We start from the raw sequence: 19,764 nt of genomic DNA, 5'->3' as shown, positions 1-19,764 counted from the left end.
ACGGACGGGGGGAGGGGGGTCGAACGGGTCTTCGGGCAACGAACCTGCGACCGGGCCGCTCCCGGGGCCCGCCGTCAGGCCCCCCTCGTCCGGCCGGAGGGCGGGCGCGGCGGTGGCGGGGTGCGCTGACCGCACGGCGGAGCAGGGGCGGCGACCGCCGACCGCGCGGCGAGGCGGGTGCCCTGGCGGCGGCGGGCGGGCGGGGGATCGACGACGGGCCCCGGGGCGGCGGCCGGGAGCGCGGCCAGCGCCCGCAGCAGCGCGCGGGCGGCGGCGTCGTTCTGCCGGAATCCCGGGGAGTCGGTGCGGGGCCGGGCGAAGGCGGCGGCGGCGCGCAGGCTGGTGTGCGGGCCGAGTGCGGTGCGCCGCGGGTGCGGGGCGCCGCCCAGGGCCGGGTCGAGCAGTCGGCTGTCGCCGGAGGCGATGGTGACCAGGCCGGAGCGGTGGGTGTACTCCTCGTCGGCGACCACCTCCTCCACGAGCCGCCCGGCGCGGTGCAGTTCGCGCAGCACCGGGTCGAGGGTGCGGGTCAGCTGGTGCTTGGGCAGGTACGCCTCGACCAGGGCGGTGGCGGCGATGCGGTGGCCCGGCACGGTGTCGCCGCCGGCCCGCCAGGTGCCGGTGGCCTCGTCCCGTTCGACCCGGACGCCCGCGCCCAGGAAGCGCACGATCCCGGCCTCGGACAGGGCGAGCAGCTGGCGCAGCCGGAAGCCGGGCGGGCCGGAGGCGAGGTAGCTGAAGTAGCCGAAGAACCACCCGTCCACCTCTTCGGCGACCGAGCGGGCGGTGAGCCGGCCGGTCGCGAGGATGCGCGGGAGCTGGCCGAACAGCGAGAGCAGGGCGAGGAAGGCGCCGAGGTCGGCGCTGTGCGCGGGGTCGGCGCGGCGGTCGGCGTCGGCGGTGACGTAGGCGCGCAGGTGCTGCTGGAGTTCCTCGGCGGAGCCGAGTTCGAGGCCGGCCAGCGGGTGGTCGAGTCGTTCGAAGTCGATCCGGTCGGCCGGGTCGGGTACCGCCTCGGCGACCAGGGCGGCCAGGTCGGGGGAGTACCAGTCGTGCCGGTCGAACCGGGCCAGGAACTCCGGCCAGGGCAGCGCGGTGCGCTCGGGGTGGGCGTGGAACAGCTCGTGGTAGTGCCCGAAGGCGGTCTCCTTGGCCATCAACGGCCAGAAGTCGCGCCGGAGTTCGAGCGGCCCGCCGGTCGCGAGGACGGCGTCCACGGCGGCCGCGTCGAAGTACCGGGGGAGCGGGGCGGGCGGCCCCTGGAGTCGGTAGTCGGTCTTGGAGTGGTACGGGACGCCGCGCCGGGAGCCGAGGTGCAGCACCGGTTCGCGGCCGGACGGGCGGTAGCGCAGCCCGTCCCCGGTGGGCTCGAAGCGGCCGCTGCGCCCTTCGGTGAGCAGGGCGACCAGGTCGACGGAGGCCAGGCCGAGGCCGCGCAGCACGACGTGCTCGCCGGGGGCGATGTCGTCCAGGTCGGCGTCGGCGGAGTAGGCGGGCGGGAGGTGGAAGCGGCCGTGCCGGGCGGCGAAGTCGGCGTCGGCGGCGTACCGGGGGTGCGGGGTGGAGTCGAGGTGGCCGAGGGTGAGGGCGACGTGGTCGGCGGTGAGCGTCCGGCCGGTGAGGTGGACGGTCTGCGGGCCGTCGGGCGGGCCGTCGATCCGCCGGACGGTGTCCCGGTGCACGGTGACCGTGACGTGCGGCGGCAGGTCGGCGACGGCGCGGCGGAACGCCCAGTCCAGGTAGGCGCTATGGGCCCGGCGGGTGGGGAAGTCGGTGGGCGCGAGGGTGTCCAGTTCGGCCCGGACGGCCGGGTCGGCGACCTCCCGGTAGGGCGCGAACTCCCGCCGCCGGAGCGCCCATTGGGCCAGCGAGGGGCCCGGGCGGACCGGCCCGTCGATGGTCGAGCGCTCGTCGGTGAACATGGTGACGTCCTCGGCCATCGAGTTCATCCGCAGCAGCGGGGACTGGTCGTGGCGCCAGATCCGGCCCGCGCCGGGCGGGTGCGGGTCGACCAGGTGGACGTGCAACGGGCGTTCGGCGGGCAGGAGTTCGGCCGCGTTGGCGGCGATCCGTTCCAGCAGCCCGGTGCCCCGCGGGCCCGCGCCGACGATCACCAGGACACTCATGCGGCCACCTCGCTTCGCTCGGCAGGCGCTTCGCGCAACACGCACCTCTCGATGATTCGCTCGCTCCGCTCGCTCATGCCGCCACCTCGCGCAGCCGTCGCAGGGCGGCCCGGGTCCGCTGGAGCGGGGTGGGCGGCAGGCCGTCCCGGGTGGCGCCCTTGGCGTAGTGGCGCTCGACGTAGTACTGGCCGACGGACAGCAGGGTGGTGACCACCAGGTACCAGATGGTGGCGACCACCAGCATCGGGATGACCCGGTACGACTGCAGGTAGACCAGCTGTACCGAGTAGAGCAGGTCGGAGACGGCCAGCACGCTGACGATGCTGGTGCCCTTGAGCGCGCTGATCAGCATGTTCCCGGCGGTCGGCACGATCGAGCGCATCGCCTGCGGGACGACGATCCGGCGCAGCACCCGCCACCGGCCGAGGCCGAGCGCCGAGGCGGCCTCCAGCTGGCCGCGGTCGACGGACAGGATGCCGCCGCGGATCACCTCGGCGGCGTACGCGGTCTCCAGCAGGGTGAGGCCGATGACGGCGGTGAGGGTGGGGCCGATCAGGTTGACGGTCTTGACGGTGACGAACTCGGGGCCGAACGGGATGCCGAGGCCGAGGGTCGGGTAGAGCGCGCCGATGTTGAAGAAGAACAGCAGCTGCACCAGCGGCGGGGTGGAGCGGAAGATCCAGATGTAGCCCCAACTCAGGGTGCGCAGCACCGGGTTGCCGGACATCCGCATGACGGCGAGGCCGGTGCCGAGGACGAAGCCGAGGGCGAGGGTGACGGCGGTGAGCCAGAGGGTCAGGGTGAGGCCGTTGAGCACCGACCCGGCGGTGAACCAGTCGGCGACCACGTCCCACTGGAAGGCCTTGTTGCGCACCACGGAGTTGACGGCCATCGCGGTCAGCAGCAGCGCGATCCCGGCGCAGACCCACTGCCCGGGCCGGCGGCGGGCGACGATCCGGGCGCCGGGGTCGGGCGGTGGGCCGGGGAGGTCGGGGGCTGAGGCGGCGGCGGGGGTGGGCGTGGAGCGGGCGGGGAGGAGGTCCTGCGGGCTGGCCATGGCGGCGGCTCCTGGCGGAGGTGCGGGCGGGCGGGAGGTACGGGTGTGGTCACGTACGGCCGTCGCACCGGCCCGTGTCCCTCAACACGGCCGGCGCTGTGCACTGCACTCCGCCGTGATCGTACGCATGCGCGATCGACGGCTGTCAAGGGTGGTCCGGGCCCTGGCCGGGGCCCGGTGCGGACCGGTCGCGGGGCGACAGGAGATCGCAACAGAGCGGCAATGATGGGTGGTTGACGGACCACTTGGCGGGCTGTTCAACTTGAGGCCATGTACGCCGAGCAGCCCCTGGTCACCCGCGACCACATCGACTTCGGTCGGGTGTGGTCCGCGGCGTGTCGCGGCTGACCCGGCAGCGGGCCGCCCGTCCGGCCCTCTGATCTCCCGCGGGGACCCCTCCCTCGGTCTGCCCCGCCGCGGGCCGGGACCAGCCGTCCGCAGCTGACGGCGTCCCAGGCGCACGCTGCCGTCCGACGACCGCGCACTGAACTCCGGCAGTACTCCCTCGTCCACGCCTGCCTCCCACCTCCTCCCGCCGCGCGAGCGCCGACCCCACCGTCGGCGCGGCCGCCGCGCACCCGTGTTCACGGCCGCCCCGCCCCGGCCGGCTCCGGCCTGCCCACCCGCAGTCCACCGGACTCCGCTCACCCCGAAAGGTTCCGCCATGCCCGTCGAATTCCTCGGTATCGCCGCCACCGGCGACGGCTCGGAGACCACCCCCCGCTCCACCGCCGCCTTCGACCGCGACTACACCCTGCGGCTGGCCCGGGCCCACGAGGACCACGGCTGGGACCGGGTGCTCTTCGCGTACGGCGCCGGCTCCCCGGAACCCGCGGCCGCGGCGGCCTTCCTCGCCTCGCACCTGGACCGGCTGCAGATCCTGCTGGCGCACCGGCCGAACGTCTCCTACCCGACCTTCGCCGCCAAGACCTTCGCGACCCTGGACCAGATCAGCGACGGGCGGCTGACCGTCCACTTCATCACCGGCGGCAGCGACCACGAGCAGCAGCGCGAGGGCGACTTCCTGTCCAAGGACGAGCGCTACGAGCGCACCCGCGAGTACATCGGCATCGTCAAGAAGGCGTGGACCAGCCGGGAGCCCTTCGACCACGAGGGCGCCCACTACCGCTTCAACGACTTCGTCTCCGACGTCTTCCCCGTCCAGCAGCCGCGCCCCGGGGTCTCCTTCGGCGGCTCCTCGGACGCCGCCTACGCGGCCGGCGGCGCCGAGGCGGACGTCTACTGCCTGTGGGGCGAGCCGCTGGCCCGCACCGCCGAGCAGATCGAGCGGGTGAAGGAGGCGGCCCGGGCCGCCGGGCGCACCGACGTGCCGCGGATCCAGGTGGCGTTCCGGCCGATCATCGCGCCGACCGAGGAACTGGCCTGGGAGAAGGCGCACCGGACGGTGGCCGCGATCAAGGCCCGCCGGGAGTCCGGGGAACTCGTCCGCCGGGGCCGCCCGCTCGGCGCCGCAGCACCCGAAAACGTCGGCTCCCAGCGGCTGATCGAGATCGCCGAGGCCGGCGAGCGCTACGACCGCGCGCTGTGGACCCCGACCGCCGCGGCCACCGGCGGGGCCGGCAACTCCAACGCCCTGGTCGGCACCCCGGAGACGGTCGCCGAGGCGCTGCTCGACTACTACGACCTCGGCGTGGACATCCTCTCCGCCCGCGGCTACCACCTGCTCGACGACGCGATCGACTTCGGCCGCCACGTCATCCCGATCGTCCGCGAGGAGGTCGCCAAGCGCGACGCCGCCAAGGCCGCCGCGGCGGCCGAGCGTGCCGAGCGGGACCGGCACCAGCTGATCGCGGTGCAGGCGTGAGCGCTCCGGACCGGGGGGCCGGCCCGGCGGCCGGGTTCCGCCGGGTCACCATCGACGACCCGCTGGTCGAGCCGCTGCTGCGCGAGCTCACCCACGAGTACGTCAGCCGCTACGGCCCCGAGGCGCACCAGGAGATGACCCGCTACCCCCGGGACGCCTTCGCCGAGCCGCACGGCGTCCTGCTGCTCCTGCTGGAGGACGGCGAGCCCGTCGCCGGCGGCGCGTACAAGCGGTACGACGAGCGCACCGCCGAGCTGAAGCGGATGTGGACGCACTCCGCGCACCGCCGCCGCGGCCTGGCCCGCCGGGTGCTGGCCGAGCTGGAGCGGACGGCGGCCGCCGCCGGCTACGCCCGGATCTACCTCACCACCGGTCCGCGCCAGCCCGAGGCCAGGGGCCTCTACCTGGCGTCCGGCTACACCCCGCTGTTCGACGTCGCCGCCGATCCCCTGACCATCGGCCCGCTCCCCTTCGAGAAGCACCTGCCGGTGCTGGCTCCGACCTCCTGAAAGGCCCCCCGTGAGAAGCACCACCGTCCGCCGCCGCCTGCTCGCGGCCACCGCCCTGCTGCCGGTGCTGGCGCTGGCCGCGTGCGGCTCGGACCCGAAGATCGCGGGCCCGGCGGGGGCGAGCGGGCCCGCCGCCACCGCCGTCTCCCAGGACGTCGTCTCCGGCCTCGCGAAGTCGGACGCGGCCGCCGCGCTGCTGCCCGAGGAGGTCCGCAAGGCCGGCACGCTGACCTTCGGCGCGTCCTTCGGCTCGCCGCCCACCGCCTTCTACGCCGACCAGGCCACCAAGAAGCCGGCCGGGATCGACGTGGACTTCACCGATGCGGTGGCCAGGCTGCTCGGGCTGACCGTGCAGCGCCAGGAGGCCGCCTTCGAGACCATCCTGCCCGCCCTGGACAGCGGCAAGTTCGACGTCGGCACCGGCAACTTCGGGGTCACCACGGCCCGGTTGAAGACCATCGACTTCGTCACCTACATCGACGACGGCCAGGGCTTCGCGGTCCGCAAGGACAACCAGGCCGTCCAGCCGGTCACCGACCTGCTCCAGCTCTGCGGGCTGACCATCGGCACCGGCGCCGGCACCACCTTCGAGACCACGCTGAACGCGAAGCGCACCGCCTGCACCGACGCCGGGAAGAAGCCGTACGAGGTCAAGGCGTTCAGCGACCCCGGGGCCGTGCTCACCGGCCTCCAGCAGGGCCGGGTCGACGTCCTGATGTCCACCATCAACGGCCTGCGCTACCAGGCCGCGCAGGAGGCCTCCGGGACGCGCTTCCTCGGCGAGTTCCACCGGCTGGACGTCGGCTTCGCGTTCAAGAAGGGCTCGAAGCTCACCCCGGCCTTCCAGGCGGCGGTCAACCAGCTGATCAAGGACGGGACGTACGAGCGGATCCTCAGGAAGTGGGGGGTCGCCGAATCGGCGATCAAGGAGTCCCTGATCAGCCCGCCCGAACACCAGTGATCCCCGGGTCTGCCGAAGGAGCCTCCCGATGACCGCCAGCACCACCGCGACGTCCCAAGCCCAAGCCCAGGCCCAGGCCCCGACCCCGGCTCGGGCCGAGCGGGCACCGGCGACCGGACCCGATCCCGGTCCGGGCTCCGGCCCCCGCCTGGACCTCGACGAACTGGCCGCTCTGCGGGCCGTCCCCGCCCGGCACCCCTGGCGCTGGGGGATCGGGGTCGCCGCCCTCGTCGTGCTCGCCCAGTTCGCCCACGGCCTGGCCACCAACCCCGGCTGGGACTGGGCCACCTTCCGGCTCTACTTCACCGCCGACACGATCGTCCAGGCGGTCGGCCGCACCCTCGAACTCACCGTCTACGGCACCGGGCTGGGCTTCCTGCTGGGCGCCGTGGTGGCCGCGATGCGGCTGTCCCGCAGCGCGATCCTCCAGTCCATCGCCTGGGCGTACGTGTGGGTGTTCCGCTCGATCCCGCTGATCGTCCAGCTGGTGTTCTGGTTCAACCTGTCGTACCTCTACAAGCGGTTCGGGATCGGCATCCCGTTCGGCCCGACCTTCGGGGACTTCGAGACGGTCGGCGTGCTGAGCGCGCTCGGCGCCGCCGTGCTCGGCCTCGGGCTGCACCAGGCCGCGTTCGCCGCCGAGATCATCCGCGGCGGCGTCATCGCGGTGGACGTCGGCCAGCGGGAGGCCGCCACCGCGCTCGGCATCCCGCGCTGGCGCCAGAGCTGGCGGATCGTGCTGCCGCAGGCGATGCGCGGCATCCTGCCGGCCGCCGCCAACGAGGTGATCTCGCTGCTCAAGGGCACCTCGGTGGTCTACGTGATGGCCATCGGCGAGCTCTTCTACCAGGCCCAGGTGGTCTACGGCCGGACCGGCCGGGTGGTGCCGCTGCTGATGGTCGCCACCGTCTGGTACGTGCTGCTGACCACGGTGCTGTCCATCGGCCAGTACTACGTCGAGCGCTACTTCGCCCGCGGCGCGCAGCGCACCCCGCCGCCCACCCCGCTCCAGCGCGCCCGGGCCTTCGTCCGGAGCCTGCCCGCCCGCACGCCGACCACCCGCACGCCGACCACCCGCGCAGCGACCGCCCGCACCACCGGAGGACGTCGATGACCACGCTCACCAAGACCGAACCGGCGGCCGCACCGATGGTGCAGGTCCGCGGCCTGCACAAGAGCTTCGGGCCACTGGAGGTGCTGCGCGGCCTCGATCTGGACGTCCCGGCCGGCTCGGTCACCGTGGTGCTCGGCCCGTCCGGCTCCGGCAAGTCCACGCTGCTGCGCGCGATCAACCACCTGGAGAAGCTCGACGGCGGCTACGTCGCCATCGACGGCGAGCTGATCGGCTACCGGCGCTCCGGCGACCGGCTGTACGAGCTCAAGGAGCGCGAGGTGCTGCGCCAGCGCACCCACATCGGCTTCGTGTTCCAGAACTTCAACCTGTTCCCGCACCTCACCGTGCTGGAGAACCTGGTCGAGGCGCCGATCGCCGCGCTGCGCCGCCCCCGGGCCGAGGCCAGGGCGACGGCGTTGGCGCTGCTGGAGCGGGTCGGGCTGGCGGACAAGGCCGCCGCGTACCCCCGGCAGCTCTCCGGCGGCCAGCAGCAGCGGGTGGCGATCGCCCGGGCGCTGGCCCTGGAGCCGAAGGTGCTGCTGTTCGACGAGCCCACCTCGGCGCTCGACCCGGAGCTGGTCGGCGAGGTGCTGGACGTCATCAAGGACCTCGCCCGGACCGGCACCACCATGGTCGTGGTCACCCACGAGATCGGCTTCGCCCGCGAGGTCGCCGACACCGTCGTCTTCATGGACGGCGGCGTGGTGGTCGAGCAGGGCCCGCCGGCCGAAGTCCTGGACCGCCCCCGGCACGAACGCACCCGGGCCTTCCTCGCCAAGGTGCTCTGAGCCGAGGTGCTCTGAGCCGAGGTGCCCTGAACCGAGGGCCTCCAGTCCTTCCCGCCGCACCGAAACCCCCTTCACCGAGCAGGAGTTCCGCCATGCCCCTACCCCGTCGCGCCCTCGCGACCGCCGCCGGCGCGCTCGCCGCCGCCCTCGCCCTGACCGCCTGCGGCGGCGCGTCCTCGGGAGCCACGGCGGAACTCGCCCCGGCCAAGGGCAGCACCGCGCCGAACGGCGCCGTGGTGAACCTGACGGCCGACCAGAACCGGGTGACCACGGCCAAGGTCGACGCGATCGCGGCGCTCGTCCCGGAGGAGATCAGGAGGAGAGGGACCCTGGCCGTCGTCGACTCCCTCGGCACCACCCCGCCGCTGGACTTCTACGCCAACGACGACAGGACCATCATCGGCGTCGAGCCGGACATCGCCGCCCTGGTCGGCAACGTGCTCGGCCTCAAGGTCGATTTCAACCCGGTCTCCTGGGAGAACATCTTCGTCGGCCTGGACAGCGGCAAGTACGACGTCGGCCTCTCCAACATCACCGTCACCGAGGCGCGCAAGGAGAAGTACGACTTCGCCACCTACCGGCTGGACGTCCTCGGCTTCGAGGCCAGGAAGGGCAGCGGCCTCAAGGTCACCGGCGCCAAGGACCTGGCGGGCAGGTCGGTGGGCGTCTCCTCCGGCACCAACCAGGAGAAGCTGCTGATCTCCTGGAGCGAGGAGAACACCAGGAACGGCCTCAAGCCGATCGACATCAAGTACTTCCAGGGCGCCGAGTTCTACCTGGCGCTCTCCTCCGGCCGGATCGACGCCTACGTCGGCCCCAATCCCAACCTGGCCTTCCACGTCGCGCAGACCGGCGAGACCGAGATCGTCGGCACCTACTCGGGCGGCGGCGCGGACGTCCTCGGCAAGATCGCCGCGACCACCCGCAAGGGCAACGGGCTGGTCCAGGCGCTCAACGGGGCGCTGAACGAGGTGATCAGGAACGGCAGTTACAGCCAGGTGCTCAAGCGCTGGGGCCTGGACAACGAGGCGGTGCCGACCTCCGAGGTCAACCCGCCCGGGCTGCCCAAGCCGTAGGGCCCGTCCGTTCACCCGTTCGCCGCCCCCCGCCGCTATGGTGACCCCTCCGATCCGACGGCGAACACCGCCCGGACACGGCGGACTTGGGGGAGGACATGCAGCAGGGGGAGGTGCTCGACGGCCGGTACCGGCTGGACGAGTGGCTGGGCAGGGGCGGCTTCGGGGTGGTCTGGAAGGCGACCGACCAGCGGCTCGACCGCGAGGTCGCGGTCAAGCTGCTGCTGGCGGAGCACGCCGCCGACCGGGAGGCCGTCGGGCGGTTCGTCCGCGAGGCCCGCACGGCCGGCGGCCTCTCCAATCCGCACATCGTGACCGTGTACGACTACGGCCTGGTCGCGACCGCCACCGGGGGGACCCACTACCTGGTGCTGGAACTGGTCCGCGGCCGGGCCCTGTCCGACATCCTCAAGGACGGCGTCCCGGACCAGGAGGCCGCGCTGAAGTGGATGCGCCAGGTCTGCAAGGCGCTGGACGCCGCGCACCGCTCGGGCGTCGTCCACCGCGACATCAAGCCCGAGAACGTGATGGTCGACGCGGGCGGCAAGGCCAAGGTGCTGGACTTCGGCATCGCCCGGCTGCTCACCCAGTCCGCGGTGCTCACCTCCACCGGCAGCGTGGTCGGCACCGTCCCGTACCTGGCGCCCGAGTGCTGGTCCGGCGCCGCCGTGGACGGCCGGGCCGACCTCTACGCGCTCGGCGTCATGCTGTACGAACTCTGCACCGGGCGGCGCCCGTTCCGCGCCTCCTCGGCCGCCGAGTACATGTACAAGCACCTGGAGGAGACCCCGCCCCGGGTGCGCAGCACCGATCCGGCGCTGGCCGACCTGGTCGCCGGGCTGCTCGCCAAACGGCCCGCGGACCGGCCGGCCACCGCCGCCGAGGTGCTGGAACGGCTGCGCCGGATCCGGCCCGGGGTGCTCCGCCCGGACGACCCCAGCCCGGAGCAGCTGCGCCGCCGGGCCGACCAGGCCTGGCTACGCGGCGCGCAGGGCGCCCCCGGGGAGGCCGTCGAGATGCTCACCGCGCTCATCCCCGACCTCGCCCGGATCTGCGGCCCGGCCGACCCGCGCACCCTGCGCACTTGCCACGACCTGGCCCTGTGGCTGGCCCAGGACGGCAGCCCGGGCGCCGCCGTCGCGCTGCTGCGCGAGTTGGCCGCGGAGCCGGCCGCCGAACCGGACGTCCGGGCCGACGCGCTGCGCGACCTCGACCGCTGGCACCGGGAGGCCGCCCGGAGCGGGCCGGGCCGGCCGCGGGCGCTGAGCCTGGCCGGCCTGATCGGCGGCGGTCCGCAGGGCGGCTGAGGGCCCTCGGCGCCGTACGGGCGGGAGGCTGTCAACCGTGCGGGCCGCTGATTCGGCGTCTGCGGCGACTGTGGGAATTGAGAGGAATCCGCCCACCGGGACGGTCTGGTTCACGGCCGGTGGCGTTGATATACCTCGTTGCCAGAGTCGGGTGCGGTGTCTTCGGCCGCCCCGGTGAGCTGCGACGAAAAGGCTGGTGACGGATCGATGAAGCTCCTCCGCGTCGGACCCCCGGGCGCCGAGCGCCCGGTCGTGCTGGGCCAGGACGGCATCGGGTACGACCTCTCCGGGCGTGCCCGGGACATTGACGGGGCCTTCCTGGCCGGGCTGGACGCCGCCGCCCTGGCGCGGGACGTGGCCGCCGGGGCGCTGCCCCGGGTGGACCTCGCCGGGCAGCGGGTGGGCGCGCCGGTCGCCCGCCCGGGCAAGGTGGTCGGCATCGGGCTCAACTACCGCGACCACGCCGCCGAGGCCGGGGTCGCGCCCCCGGACGAGCCGGTGATCTTCCTCAAGCCGAGCTGCACCGTGGTCGGCCCGTACGACGAGGTGCTGGTGCCGCGTGGCGGCGAGAAGACCGACTACGAGGCCGAGCTGGCCGTCGTGATCGGCCGCACCGCCCGCTACCTGGCCGGGCACGAGGAGGCCGCGGCGGTGATCGCCGGCTACACGATCGCCAACGACGTCACCGAACGGGCCTTCCAGTTCGAGCGCGGCGGCCAGTGGGACAAGGGCAAGTCGGCGGAGACCTTCACCCCGCTGGGGCCCTGGCTGGTCACCGCGGACGAGGTGGCCGACCCGCAGCAGCTGCCGCTGCGGCTGTGGGTCAACGGCGGCCTGCGGCAGGACGGCAACACCGGCAAGATGATCTTCCCGGTGCTCGAACTAGTCCGCTACGTCAGCCAGTTCATGGTCCTGGAGCCGGGCGACGTGATCGTCACCGGCACCCCGGCCGGCGTCACCCTGGGCCACCCCGGCACGCCGTTCCTGGCCCCGGGCGACATCGTCGAGATCGAGATCGAGGGCCTCGGCCGCCAGCGGCAGGTGCTCGGCAAGGCGTAACGCCCTGCCGGCGCGGCACCGGCCGCCCCGACCCCGGGCACGGGGGTCGGGTCACCGGGCCGCCAGCACCTGGCGCAGCCGCTCGGCCCGCGACGCCTGCGGCCCCTCCAGCGCGAGCAGCACGGCCAGCACCTGCGCGGTCTGCGGGTCGTGCAGCGCGGTCGCCGCCGCCATCGCCGTGAACTGGTCCACCAGCCAGTCGCGCAGCTCGCCCACCGGCAGCGTGCGCCCCTCGTCCAGCCAGGTCAGCGACGCGCCCTCGACCACCGCGATCCACGAGCGCACCAGCAGTGTCAGCCGGGGCCCGGCCTCCCGCACGCCGAGGTGCCGCAGGGTCCGCTTGAGCGCCGCCCGCCGGACGTCGTCGACGATCGCCGAGGTGCGGGCCGTCTCCACCACCGAACCGCCGCGCAGCAACGCCGAGTAGCCGGCGTCGTGCTCGGCCACGAAGGCGAAGTAGCCGTCCAGGACGGCCGCCAGCTGCTCGGACGGGGTCCCGGCCAGCGGGACGGTGAAGCGGCTGGTCAGCTCGTCGGCAGCGCTGCGCAGCGCGGCCTCGTACAACTGCTGCTTGCCGCCCGCGAAGTAGCGGTAGACCAGCGGGCGGGAGGCCCCGGCGGCCTCGGCGACGTCGTCCAGGCCCACCTCCTCGGGCGGCCGGGCGGCGAACAGTTCCAGGGCGACCGCGATCAGCTGTTCGCGGCGCTGCTGCACCGGCAGCCGCCGGTAGCCGGTGCGGCGCGGGCGGGGGCCGGGTGCGGCCGGGGCGGGCACCTGGTCGGTTGCCGTGGCGGGGCGGGCTTCCATGGCGGTCAGCGTAATGGGCGTGGGCCCGATCGGATCCTGTCGCGCGCGGCGGTTTCCCGAACGTGTGTTTGCGTGGGTCCGCCCGGCGGCGGTCGGCCGGTGCATGTCACCGATCGCCCGGTAAAGGCTTGCAATCGGCCCCCGCCACGCCATGATGTCCGAATGGTTGAAGAACTGATCACCTCCGACGCCACCACCCCGCGCCGCGTCGCCGACGGTTACGTCCGGGCCCTGGCCGAACTCGACCCGCTGACCGCGGTCTACCTGGGGTTCAGCCCCGAGGACGACCGGCTGCCCGACCTCTCGCCGGCCGGCGCCGAGGCGATCGCCGACCTCGGCCGCCGCACCCTGGCGGCCCTCGCCGAGGCCGAACGCTCCGACGCCGCGCAGGACGAGGCGGAGCGCCGCTGCGCCCGCCTGCTGCGCGAGCGGCTGACCGCCTCCCTCGCCGTCCACGAGGCCGGGGAGAACTTCCGCGCGGTGCGCAACCTGGGCTCCCCGGTGCACGAGGTCCGGGACGTCTTCACCCTGATGGGGACGGACACCGAGGCCGAGTGGCAGGTGGTCGGCCGCCGGCTGGCCCGCGTGCCGCTCGCGCTGGCGCAGTACCGGGAGACGCTGGCCGCCGGCATCGAGCGCGGCCTGCTGTCCGGCCCGCGCCAGGTGGCCACCGTGGTCGGGCAGCTCGGCGAGTGGCTGGAGGGGGACGTGCCCGGCGGCTGGTTCGGCGCGTTCGTCCAGGGCGCGCCGGAGGGCCTGCGCGCCGAGCTGTCCGGGCCCGCGCAGGCCGCCGGGGAGGCGCTGGCCGCCCTGCGCGACTGGCTGCGCGACGTCTACGGCCCGGCCGCCGCCGACACCTCCGACACCACCGGCCGCGAGCGCTACCGCCGCTTCGTCCGCTTCTGGACCGGCTCCGACCTGGACCTGGACGAGGCCTACGCATGGGCCTGGGGCGAGTTCCGCGACCTGCTCGCGCAGATGGAGGCCGAGGCCGAGAAGGTCCGCCCCGGCGCCGGCCCGATGGCGGCGATGAAGTGGCTGGAGGCGGACGGCCCGGCCGTGGAGGGCGCCGAGGCCACCCGGGTGTACCTCCAGGAGCTGATGGACCAGGCGGTCCGGGACCTCCAGGGCACCCACTTCGACCTGGCCGAGCCGATCACCCGGGTCGAGTCGAGGATCGCCCCGCCCGGCAGTGCGGCCGCGCCGTACTACAGCGCGCCCTCGCTGGACTTCAGCCGCCCCGGGCGGACCTGGCTGCCGGCGCTCGGCCGGGAGCGCTTCCCGGTCTGGGACCTGGTCTCCACCTGGTACCACGAGGGCGTCCCGGGCCACCACCTGCAGCTCGCGCAGTGGAACTACGTCGCGGACCGGCTCTCCACCTACCAGGTCAGCCTGGGCGGGGTGAGCGCCAACCTGGAGGGCTGGGCGCTGTACGCCGAGCGCCTGATGGACGAGCTCGGCTACCTCACCGACCCGGGCCACCGCCTCGGCTACCTCAACGCGCAGATGATGCGCGCGCTGCGGGTGATCGTCGACATCGGCATGCACGCGGGCCTGGACTTCCCGGCCGACTCCCCGTACCTGCCGGGCGAGCCGGTCAGCCCGGAGGCGGCCCGGGAGTTCTTCGGCCGATACTGCGGCCTGACCCCCGACTACCTGGACAGCGAGCTGGTCCGCTACCTGGGCATGCCCGGCCAGGCGATCGGCTACAAGCTGGGCGAGCGCGCCTGGCTGCGCGGCCGGGCGGCGGCGCGGGCGGCGCACGAGGCGCGCGGCGAGGAGTTCGACCTCAAGGCCTGGCACATGGCGGCGCTCTCGCAGGGCTCGCTGGGGCTGGACGACCTGGTCGAGGAGCTGTCCGCACTGTAGGGCGGCCGCCGGCCCCGGGTCTCGTCCGCGAGTCCCGGGGCCGCTGGCCCTTTGGCCCGAAAAGGTCGATTTGGTGAGGTTTTTCCTTGCCATCCGTCCGTGCGGGAGCTTCGCTTGAAGGCGACTGCGTGACTTCCCCGACTGCGTGACCCCTCCGTACCCCTCCGGAAGGCTGACCAGTGTCTGCGCGAACCGCCACCGGTCATGAGAACGCGGACAGCCGCCGCTGGTGGGCGCTGGCGGTCATCGCCGTCGCCCAGCTCATGATCGTCCTCGACGTCACCATCGTGAACATCGCGCTGCCGTCGGCCCAGCGGGACCTGGGCATCTCCGACGCCGACCGGCAGTGGGTGATCACCGCCTACACGCTCGCCTTCGGCGGCCTGCTGCTGCTCGGCGGACGGCTGGGCGACCTCTTCGGCCGCAAACGCGTCTTCACCGTCGGCCTGCTGGGTTTCGCCGCCGCCTCCGCCCTCGGCGGCTCGGCGGACGGCCCGGCCATGCTCTTCGGCGCCCGCGCCCTCCAGGGCGGGTTCAGCGCCCTGCTCGCCCCCTCGGCCCTGGGGCTGCTCTCCACCACCTTCACGGACCCCAAGGAGCGCAGTACGGCCTTCGGCGTCTTCGGCGCGATCGCCGCCGGCGGCTCCGCCCTCGGCCTGATCCTGGGCGGGCTGCTGACCGAGTACCTGGACTGGCGCTGGTGCCTGTTCGTCAACGTCCCGATCGCCGCCGCCGCGGCCCTCGCGGCCACCGGCCTCCTGGAGCGCGACCACGCCGCCAGGGGGCGCCGGGTCCGGCTCGACCTGCCCGGCGCGCTGCTCGGCTGCGGCGGCCTGCTGGCGATCGTCTTCGGCACCTCCGAGGCCGTCACCCGGACCTGGGGCGACGGGCTGGTGCTCGGCTCGCTGGCCCTCGGCCTGGCGCTGCTCGCGGTGTTCGTCCTGGTCGAGAGGCGCACCGCGCACCCGCTGCTGCCGCTGCACATCGTCGCCGACCGCAACCGCGGCGGCGCCGCCCTCTCGGTCGGCCTGGCCATGATCGGCATGTTCGGCCTGTTCCTCTTCCTCACCTACTACCTCCAGGTCATCAAGCACTTCTCGCCGGTGCTGTCGGGCGTCTCCTTCCTGCCCATGACGGCCGCCATCGTGCTCAGCTCGACCGGCTTCGCGGCCCGGCTGATGACCAGGGTGCCGACCCGGAACCTGGTCTGCCCCGGGCTGCTGCTCGCCGCGGCCGGCATGGCCTGGCTGACCCGGATGACGGTGGACAGCCCGTGGGCCGGCACGGTGCTGCCCGCCGAGCTGCTGCTCGGCTCCGGCATGGGCCTGGTCTTCATGCCGTCGATGAACCTGGCCACCCTCGGGGTCTCCCCGCGCGAGGCGGGCGCGGCCTCGGCCACCATCAACTCGGCCCAGCAGGTGGGTGGTTCGTTCGGCACGGCGCTGCTGAACACGGTCGCGGCCAGTGCCACCGCGTCGTTCCTGGCGACCCGGATCGCCTCGTCGCCGGCGGTGCGGGCCCAGGCCACGGTGCACGGCTACGTGGTCGCGAACTGGGTGTCGACGGGCGTCCTGCTGCTGGCCGCGCTGATCGCCTTCCGGGTGATCGACCACCGGCCGGCGCCCGCCGTGACGACCGTCGCCCCGGTCGAGGTGCAGGCGGGGGCCCACCCGGCCGTCCCGGCAGAGCCCCGACGAGAACCCTGAAATTTTCAGCAAGACCTTGCAGTCAACCTCCGGCGCCTGCTTGACTCCTGGCCACCGTCCAGGGACCAAGGAGGCGCCGTCGTGCTGCCCGAGTTCGACCTGCTCGTCGTCGGCGGCTCCGGCGTCGACACCATCGTCCGGGTGGACCGGCTGGAGGTCCCGCCCGGCGACTCGCTGTTCGTCGGACCCGTCCGCGACTACGTCGGCCACACCGGCAACGGCGTCGCCCTCGGCGCCCACCGCCTCGGCCTGCGCACCGCCTTCCTCGACTTCCTCGGCGACGACCCGCAGGGCGCCCTGGTCCGCGCCTCCTACGAGCGCCACGGCCTGCACTTCGCGCACCTGGTGAGCCCGCACGGCACCCCGCGCGGGGTCAACCTGGTGGACGCCGCCGGCCGCCGGTTCTCCTTCTTCGACGGCCGCCACCCCGCCGACCTGCGGCTGCCGCCCGAGTTCTACCTGCCGTACGCGCGGCGCAGCCGGCACGTCCACCTCTCCATCACCGGCGTCAACCGGGACATGTACGCCGACCTCCACCGGCTCGGCCGCACCACCTCCACCGACCTGCACGACTGGGACGGCAGCAACCCGCACCACCGCGACTACGCGCTCGGCTCGGACCTGGTGTTCCTCTCGGTGGCCGGCTGCCGCGGCCGGCACGAGCAGGTGATGCGCGCGATCCTCGCCGAGGGCCGCGCTGGTGTCGTCACCGCCACCGCGGGCGCCGACGGCTGCTACCTGCTCACCCGCGACGACGACGAGGTGCACCACCTGCCGGCCGTCGACCCGGGCCGCCCGGTGGTGGACACCAACGGCGCCGGGGACGCCTTCGTCGCGGGCTTCCTCGCCTCCTGGTTCCGGGGCCGCCCGCCGCTGGAGTGCGCCCGGGCCGGCTCGGTCGCCGGTGCCTTCACCTGCACCGTCGCCGGGACGCACACCGCCTTCATCGGGGCCGAGGAACTGGGGAGCGCGCTGGACCGCTTACGCGCCGACGGGTGAGCTTTTTCTCATGGATATCCCAGCCACCGGTAACGACCTTTCCAGGCTGAAGCGGCATAGTCGTTGATCGCACGCAGCCCCCGGGAAGCCGTCGATCACTGGCAGGAGAGACAGACATGGGTCAGCACAGCCGCCCGACGTCGCGCCGCCGCCGCAGCCTTCTGGGGCCGACCCTGTTCACCGCGCTCTCGGCGGTGGTGGTGGCCGCCGTGGTCACCGGCACGCACGGGCTGAGCCTGTCCGACGCGACGGCCGCCGGGAAGGCGGCCCGCAGCTCCCGGGCCGCCGTCGCGCCGGCCGCGACCGCGCCCGCGTCCGAGGCGCCCGCCGCACCCGCACCGGTCGACGCCCCCGCTCCGACCGACAGCCCCTCCGCCGCCCCGACGGACGGCCCGACGGGCGGCCCGACCGACAGTGCGGGCGCCGGCGCGAGCGCCGACCCGGGCAGCACCCCGGCGGCCACCCCGACGCCCTCCGCGCGGGCCACCCCCGACACCCGCGGCGTCGTCCTCGGCACCACCGCCACCGCCGCCGCCACCCCCGAAGCGGCCACCGTGGGCGCGCTGTTCAGCGGCGCCGCGGCGGCCGGCAACCACTTCTGCACCGCCAGCGTGCTGCACAGCCCCGGCGGCAACCTGCTGCTGACCGCCGCGCACTGCCTCGGCAGCGCCGGCGGCGTCACCTTCGTCCCCGGCTACCGGGACGGCTCCGCCCCGTACGGCAGCTGGCAGGTCACCGCGGTCCACACCACCACCGGCTGGTCCCAGAAGGGCGACCAGGACGAGGACTTCGCCATCCTGGAGACGGCCCCGAACAACGGCCGCAACGTCGAGGACGTGGTCGGCGGCAACCGGCTCGGCGCCGACGAGCCCTTCGGCGCCACCGTCCGCCTCTACGGCTACCCCGGCGACGCCGAGGAGCCCCTCCTGTGCACCAACACCACCGGCCGGCAGAGCACCTACCAGCGCGTCATCGACTGCCCCGCCTACCCGTCCGGCACCAGCGGCGGCCCCTGGATCAACGTCGCCACCGGCGACGTGGTCGGCGCCATCGGCGGCTACCAGCAGGGCGGCGACAGCGACGACGCGTCCTACAGCGCCTACTTCGACCACACCATCGCCGGGCTGGTCTCCCAGGTCGAGGGCACCTCGTCCTGAGCCCGGCCGGGCCCGCAGCGCGCGCCGCCGACCGGGCCCGGACATGACGAAGGCCCAGATCCGTGGATCAACTCCACTGATCTGGGCCTCAGTTGCACTTCTTGCGAAGTGCCCCCGGTAGGATTCGAACCTACGCACCCGCCTCCGGAGGGCGGTGCTCTATCCCCTGAGCTACGGGGGCCTGCTCGATGTCGTCGGCGTTTCGGCCTCCGACGTGAAGAACACTACCAGGCTCCGGGCGTGGTCCGTGCACGGGTTTGCGGCGGGGGAGCGGGAGCGGGTGCGGGGTGCGTCGGCGGCGGGCGGCGGGGGCGGTGGAAGTGCCCAAAGGCCGGACGGGGCGGCGGGGGCGCCGATACCCTCGGTGAGGTGTCGGGAGTGTCCGGGCGGGTCCTCGTGGTGGACGACAGCGAGGTGATCCGCCAGCTGATCAGGGTCAACCTGGAGCTTGAGGGCTTCGAGGTGGTGACCGCCGCCGACGGCGCCGAGTGCCTGGAGGTGGTCCGCCGGGTGAAGCCGGACGTGGTGACGCTGGACGTGATGATGCCGCGCCTGGACGGCCTGCGGACGGCGGCCCGGCTGCGCGCGACCCCGGGGACCAGCCGGCTGCCGATCGCGATCGTGAGCGCCTGCACCCCGGCCGATCTGGACCTGGGGGAGGCCGTCGGGGTGGACGGCTACCTCGGCAAGCCCTTCGACCCGGCCGATCTGGTGGCGCTGGTGCGGCGGCTGATGACCCTGGGCGGACAGCCGAGCGGGTTTCGCCCTGAGCGAACAGAGCGGACGGATCGAGGCTGACACCGCTGACGGGAGCGCCCGCGGGCGTCCCGACCGGCAAACCGGGTGGCGGGCGGGTACCCCGTCTCGCCTACGCTTGGCGTCGTGACACCCGCAGAGCTTTCCCAGGCAGTCCAGGCCGCAGTGAGCGCCGCCGTCGAGGCGGGCGAGCTGACCGTCGCCGTGCCCGAGCACGTGACGGTCGAGCGACCCAAGAACAGGGACCACGGCGACTACGCGATCAACGTGGCCCTCCAGCTCGCCAAGGCGGCCGGCCGCCCGCCGCGAGCCGTGGCGGAACTGCTGGCCGACCGCCTGCGAGGGATCACCGGCGTCGCCAAGGTCGACATCGCCGGGCCGGGCTTCCTGAACATCACCATGGACGCCGCGACCCAGGGCGCGCTGGCGCGCACCATCGTCGAGACGGGCGAGGCCTACGGACGCAACGGGGCGCTCAAGGGCCTGAAGATCAACCTGGAGTTCGTCTCCGCCAACCCGACCGGCCCGATCCACATCGGCGGCGTCCGCTGGGCCGCGGGGGGGGGGGGGGGGGGGGGGGGGGGGGGGGCGGCCGGCGGCCCCGGCGACACCGTCGATAAACACGAATTAGGCCCGGGGGCGGATGTA

General features: G+C 74.0%; 16 protein-coding genes, 1 tRNA gene and 1 pseudogene. 14 read left to right on the top strand and 4 right to left on the bottom strand.

The window, feature by feature from the left end:
• Nucleotides 1-74: 74 nt before the first annotated feature.
• Together ACFV61_RS17060 and ACFV61_RS17055 are read right to left on the bottom strand one after the other, a co-directional pair.
• Nucleotides 75-2,126 (bottom strand): FAD/NAD(P)-binding protein, encoded by a 2,052-nt coding sequence (locus tag ACFV61_RS17060; RefSeq protein WP_380492381.1) that lies wholly within the window; start codon nucleotides 2,124-2,126, stop codon nucleotides 75-77.
• A gap of 73 nt (nucleotides 2,127-2,199) precedes the next feature.
• On the bottom strand, nucleotides 2,200-3,183 hold the full coding sequence (locus ACFV61_RS17055) for an amino acid ABC transporter permease (RefSeq protein ID WP_380492379.1): 984 nt from the start codon (nucleotides 3,181-3,183) through the stop codon (nucleotides 2,200-2,202).
• A 664-nt stretch (nucleotides 3,184-3,847) separates the two neighbouring features.
• On the opposite strand from ACFV61_RS17055, the gene ACFV61_RS17050 reads away from it, so the two are divergent.
• The 8 genes from ACFV61_RS17050 to ACFV61_RS17015 all read left to right on the top strand — a co-directional run bounded on the left by ACFV61_RS17050 (nucleotide 3,848) and on the right by ACFV61_RS17015 (nucleotide 11,822).
• Entirely contained in the window at nucleotides 3,848-5,008 is a 1,161-nt protein-coding gene (locus tag ACFV61_RS17050) for an LLM class flavin-dependent oxidoreductase (RefSeq protein WP_380492377.1), read from the top strand.
• On the top strand, nucleotides 5,005-5,517 hold the full coding sequence (locus ACFV61_RS17045) for a GNAT family N-acetyltransferase (protein ID WP_380492375.1): 513 nt from the start codon (nucleotides 5,005-5,007) through the stop codon (nucleotides 5,515-5,517). Before ACFV61_RS17050 ends, ACFV61_RS17045 begins: the two co-directional genes overlap by 4 nt.
• A gap of 10 nt (nucleotides 5,518-5,527) precedes the next feature.
• Nucleotides 5,528-6,478: an ABC transporter substrate-binding protein gene (locus ACFV61_RS17040; protein WP_063347827.1), complete on the top strand. Its 951-nt coding sequence runs from the start codon at nucleotides 5,528-5,530 to the stop codon at nucleotides 6,476-6,478.
• A 28-nt stretch (nucleotides 6,479-6,506) separates the two neighbouring features.
• Nucleotides 6,507-7,592 carry an amino acid ABC transporter permease gene (locus ACFV61_RS17035; protein WP_079135627.1) on the top strand — a complete coding sequence of 362 codons (1,086 nt, stop codon included), beginning with the start codon at nucleotides 6,507-6,509 and terminating at the stop codon, nucleotides 7,590-7,592.
• The gene (locus ACFV61_RS17030; RefSeq protein WP_380492373.1) at nucleotides 7,589-8,380 is read left to right on the top strand and encodes an amino acid ABC transporter ATP-binding protein; all 792 of its coding nucleotides are present in this window, start codon (nucleotides 7,589-7,591) and stop codon (nucleotides 8,378-8,380) included. Before ACFV61_RS17035 ends, ACFV61_RS17030 begins: the two co-directional genes overlap by 4 nt.
• Nucleotides 8,381-8,472: 92 nt before the next feature.
• Entirely contained in the window at nucleotides 8,473-9,456 is a 984-nt protein-coding gene (locus ACFV61_RS17025; RefSeq protein WP_380492371.1) for an ABC transporter substrate-binding protein, read from the top strand.
• Nucleotides 9,457-9,554: 98 nt separating this feature from the next.
• A complete protein-coding gene (locus ACFV61_RS17020) occupies nucleotides 9,555-10,763 on the top strand; it encodes a serine/threonine-protein kinase (RefSeq protein WP_380336778.1) in 1,209 nt (402 codons plus the stop codon).
• Between the two features lie 207 nt (nucleotides 10,764-10,970).
• The gene (locus ACFV61_RS17015; RefSeq protein ID WP_363371865.1) at nucleotides 10,971-11,822 is read left to right on the top strand and encodes a fumarylacetoacetate hydrolase family protein; all 852 of its coding nucleotides are present in this window, start codon (nucleotides 10,971-10,973) and stop codon (nucleotides 11,820-11,822) included.
• Nucleotides 11,823-11,873: 51 nt separating this feature from the next.
• Here the strand turns inward: ACFV61_RS17015 and ACFV61_RS17010 are convergent, their stop codons facing one another.
• Entirely contained in the window at nucleotides 11,874-12,629 is a 756-nt protein-coding gene (locus ACFV61_RS17010) for a TetR/AcrR family transcriptional regulator (RefSeq protein ID WP_380492369.1), read from the bottom strand.
• 162 nt (nucleotides 12,630-12,791) lie between these two features.
• On the opposite strand from ACFV61_RS17010, the gene ACFV61_RS17005 reads away from it, so the two are divergent.
• The 4 genes from ACFV61_RS17005 (at nucleotide 12,792) to ACFV61_RS16990 (ending at nucleotide 18,360) form a co-directional block, all read left to right on the top strand.
• A complete protein-coding gene (locus tag ACFV61_RS17005) occupies nucleotides 12,792-14,498 on the top strand; it encodes a DUF885 domain-containing protein (protein ID WP_380492367.1) in 1,707 nt (568 codons plus the stop codon).
• A gap of 263 nt (nucleotides 14,499-14,761) precedes the next feature.
• Nucleotides 14,762-16,204 carry an MFS transporter gene (locus ACFV61_RS17000; RefSeq protein WP_380492391.1) on the top strand — a complete coding sequence of 481 codons (1,443 nt, stop codon included), beginning with the start codon at nucleotides 14,762-14,764 and terminating at the stop codon, nucleotides 16,202-16,204.
• An 81-nt stretch (nucleotides 16,205-16,285) separates the two neighbouring features.
• A complete protein-coding gene (locus tag ACFV61_RS16995; protein ID WP_380492365.1) occupies nucleotides 16,286-17,203 on the top strand; it encodes a carbohydrate kinase family protein in 918 nt (305 codons plus the stop codon).
• Between the two features lie 116 nt (nucleotides 17,204-17,319).
• Entirely contained in the window at nucleotides 17,320-18,360 is a 1,041-nt protein-coding gene (locus ACFV61_RS16990; RefSeq protein ID WP_380492363.1) for a trypsin-like serine peptidase, read from the top strand.
• A gap of 109 nt (nucleotides 18,361-18,469) precedes the next feature.
• Here ACFV61_RS16990 and ACFV61_RS16985 read toward each other — a convergent pair.
• Nucleotides 18,470-18,541, bottom strand: a tRNA-Arg gene (locus tag ACFV61_RS16985).
• Between the two features lie 197 nt (nucleotides 18,542-18,738).
• On the opposite strand from ACFV61_RS16985, the gene ACFV61_RS16980 reads away from it, so the two are divergent.
• On the top strand, nucleotides 18,739-19,158 hold the full coding sequence (locus ACFV61_RS16980; protein ID WP_063347820.1) for a PleD family two-component system response regulator: 420 nt from the start codon (nucleotides 18,739-18,741) through the stop codon (nucleotides 19,156-19,158).
• 84 nt (nucleotides 19,159-19,242) lie between these two features.
• Nucleotides 19,243-19,764: pseudogene (locus tag ACFV61_RS16975) on the top strand (arginine--tRNA ligase); the annotation flags it as partial.

This window comes from Kitasatospora sp. NPDC059817 (assembly GCF_042731835.1).
Taxonomy (GTDB): Bacteria; Actinomycetota; Actinomycetes; order Streptomycetales; family Streptomycetaceae; genus Kitasatospora.
This window is presented reverse-complemented; position numbering and strand designations above follow the sequence as displayed.

Coding starts and splice junctions, on each gene's coding strand:
- ACFV61_RS17060 (WP_380492381.1), bottom strand. CDS start 2,126: ATGAGTGTCCTGGTGATCGTCGGCGCGGGCCCGCGGGGCACCGGGCTG.
- ACFV61_RS17055 (WP_380492379.1), bottom strand. CDS start 3,183: ATGGCCAGCCCGCAGGACCTCCTCCCCGCCCGCTCCACGCCCACCCCC.
- ACFV61_RS17050 (WP_380492377.1), top strand. CDS start 3,848: ATGCCCGTCGAATTCCTCGGTATCGCCGCCACCGGCGACGGCTCGGAG.
- ACFV61_RS17035 (WP_079135627.1), top strand. CDS start 6,507: ATGACCGCCAGCACCACCGCGACGTCCCAAGCCCAAGCCCAGGCCCAG.
- ACFV61_RS17030 (WP_380492373.1), top strand. CDS start 7,589: ATGACCACGCTCACCAAGACCGAACCGGCGGCCGCACCGATGGTGCAG.
- ACFV61_RS17025 (WP_380492371.1), top strand. CDS start 8,473: ATGCCCCTACCCCGTCGCGCCCTCGCGACCGCCGCCGGCGCGCTCGCC.
- ACFV61_RS17020 (WP_380336778.1), top strand. CDS start 9,555: ATGCAGCAGGGGGAGGTGCTCGACGGCCGGTACCGGCTGGACGAGTGG.
- ACFV61_RS17015 (WP_363371865.1), top strand. CDS start 10,971: ATGAAGCTCCTCCGCGTCGGACCCCCGGGCGCCGAGCGCCCGGTCGTG.
- ACFV61_RS17010 (WP_380492369.1), bottom strand. CDS start 12,629: ATGGAAGCCCGCCCCGCCACGGCAACCGACCAGGTGCCCGCCCCGGCC.
- ACFV61_RS17005 (WP_380492367.1), top strand. CDS start 12,792: ATGGTTGAAGAACTGATCACCTCCGACGCCACCACCCCGCGCCGCGTC.
- ACFV61_RS17000 (WP_380492391.1), top strand. CDS start 14,762: ATGATCGTCCTCGACGTCACCATCGTGAACATCGCGCTGCCGTCGGCC.
- ACFV61_RS16990 (WP_380492363.1), top strand. CDS start 17,320: ATGGGTCAGCACAGCCGCCCGACGTCGCGCCGCCGCCGCAGCCTTCTG.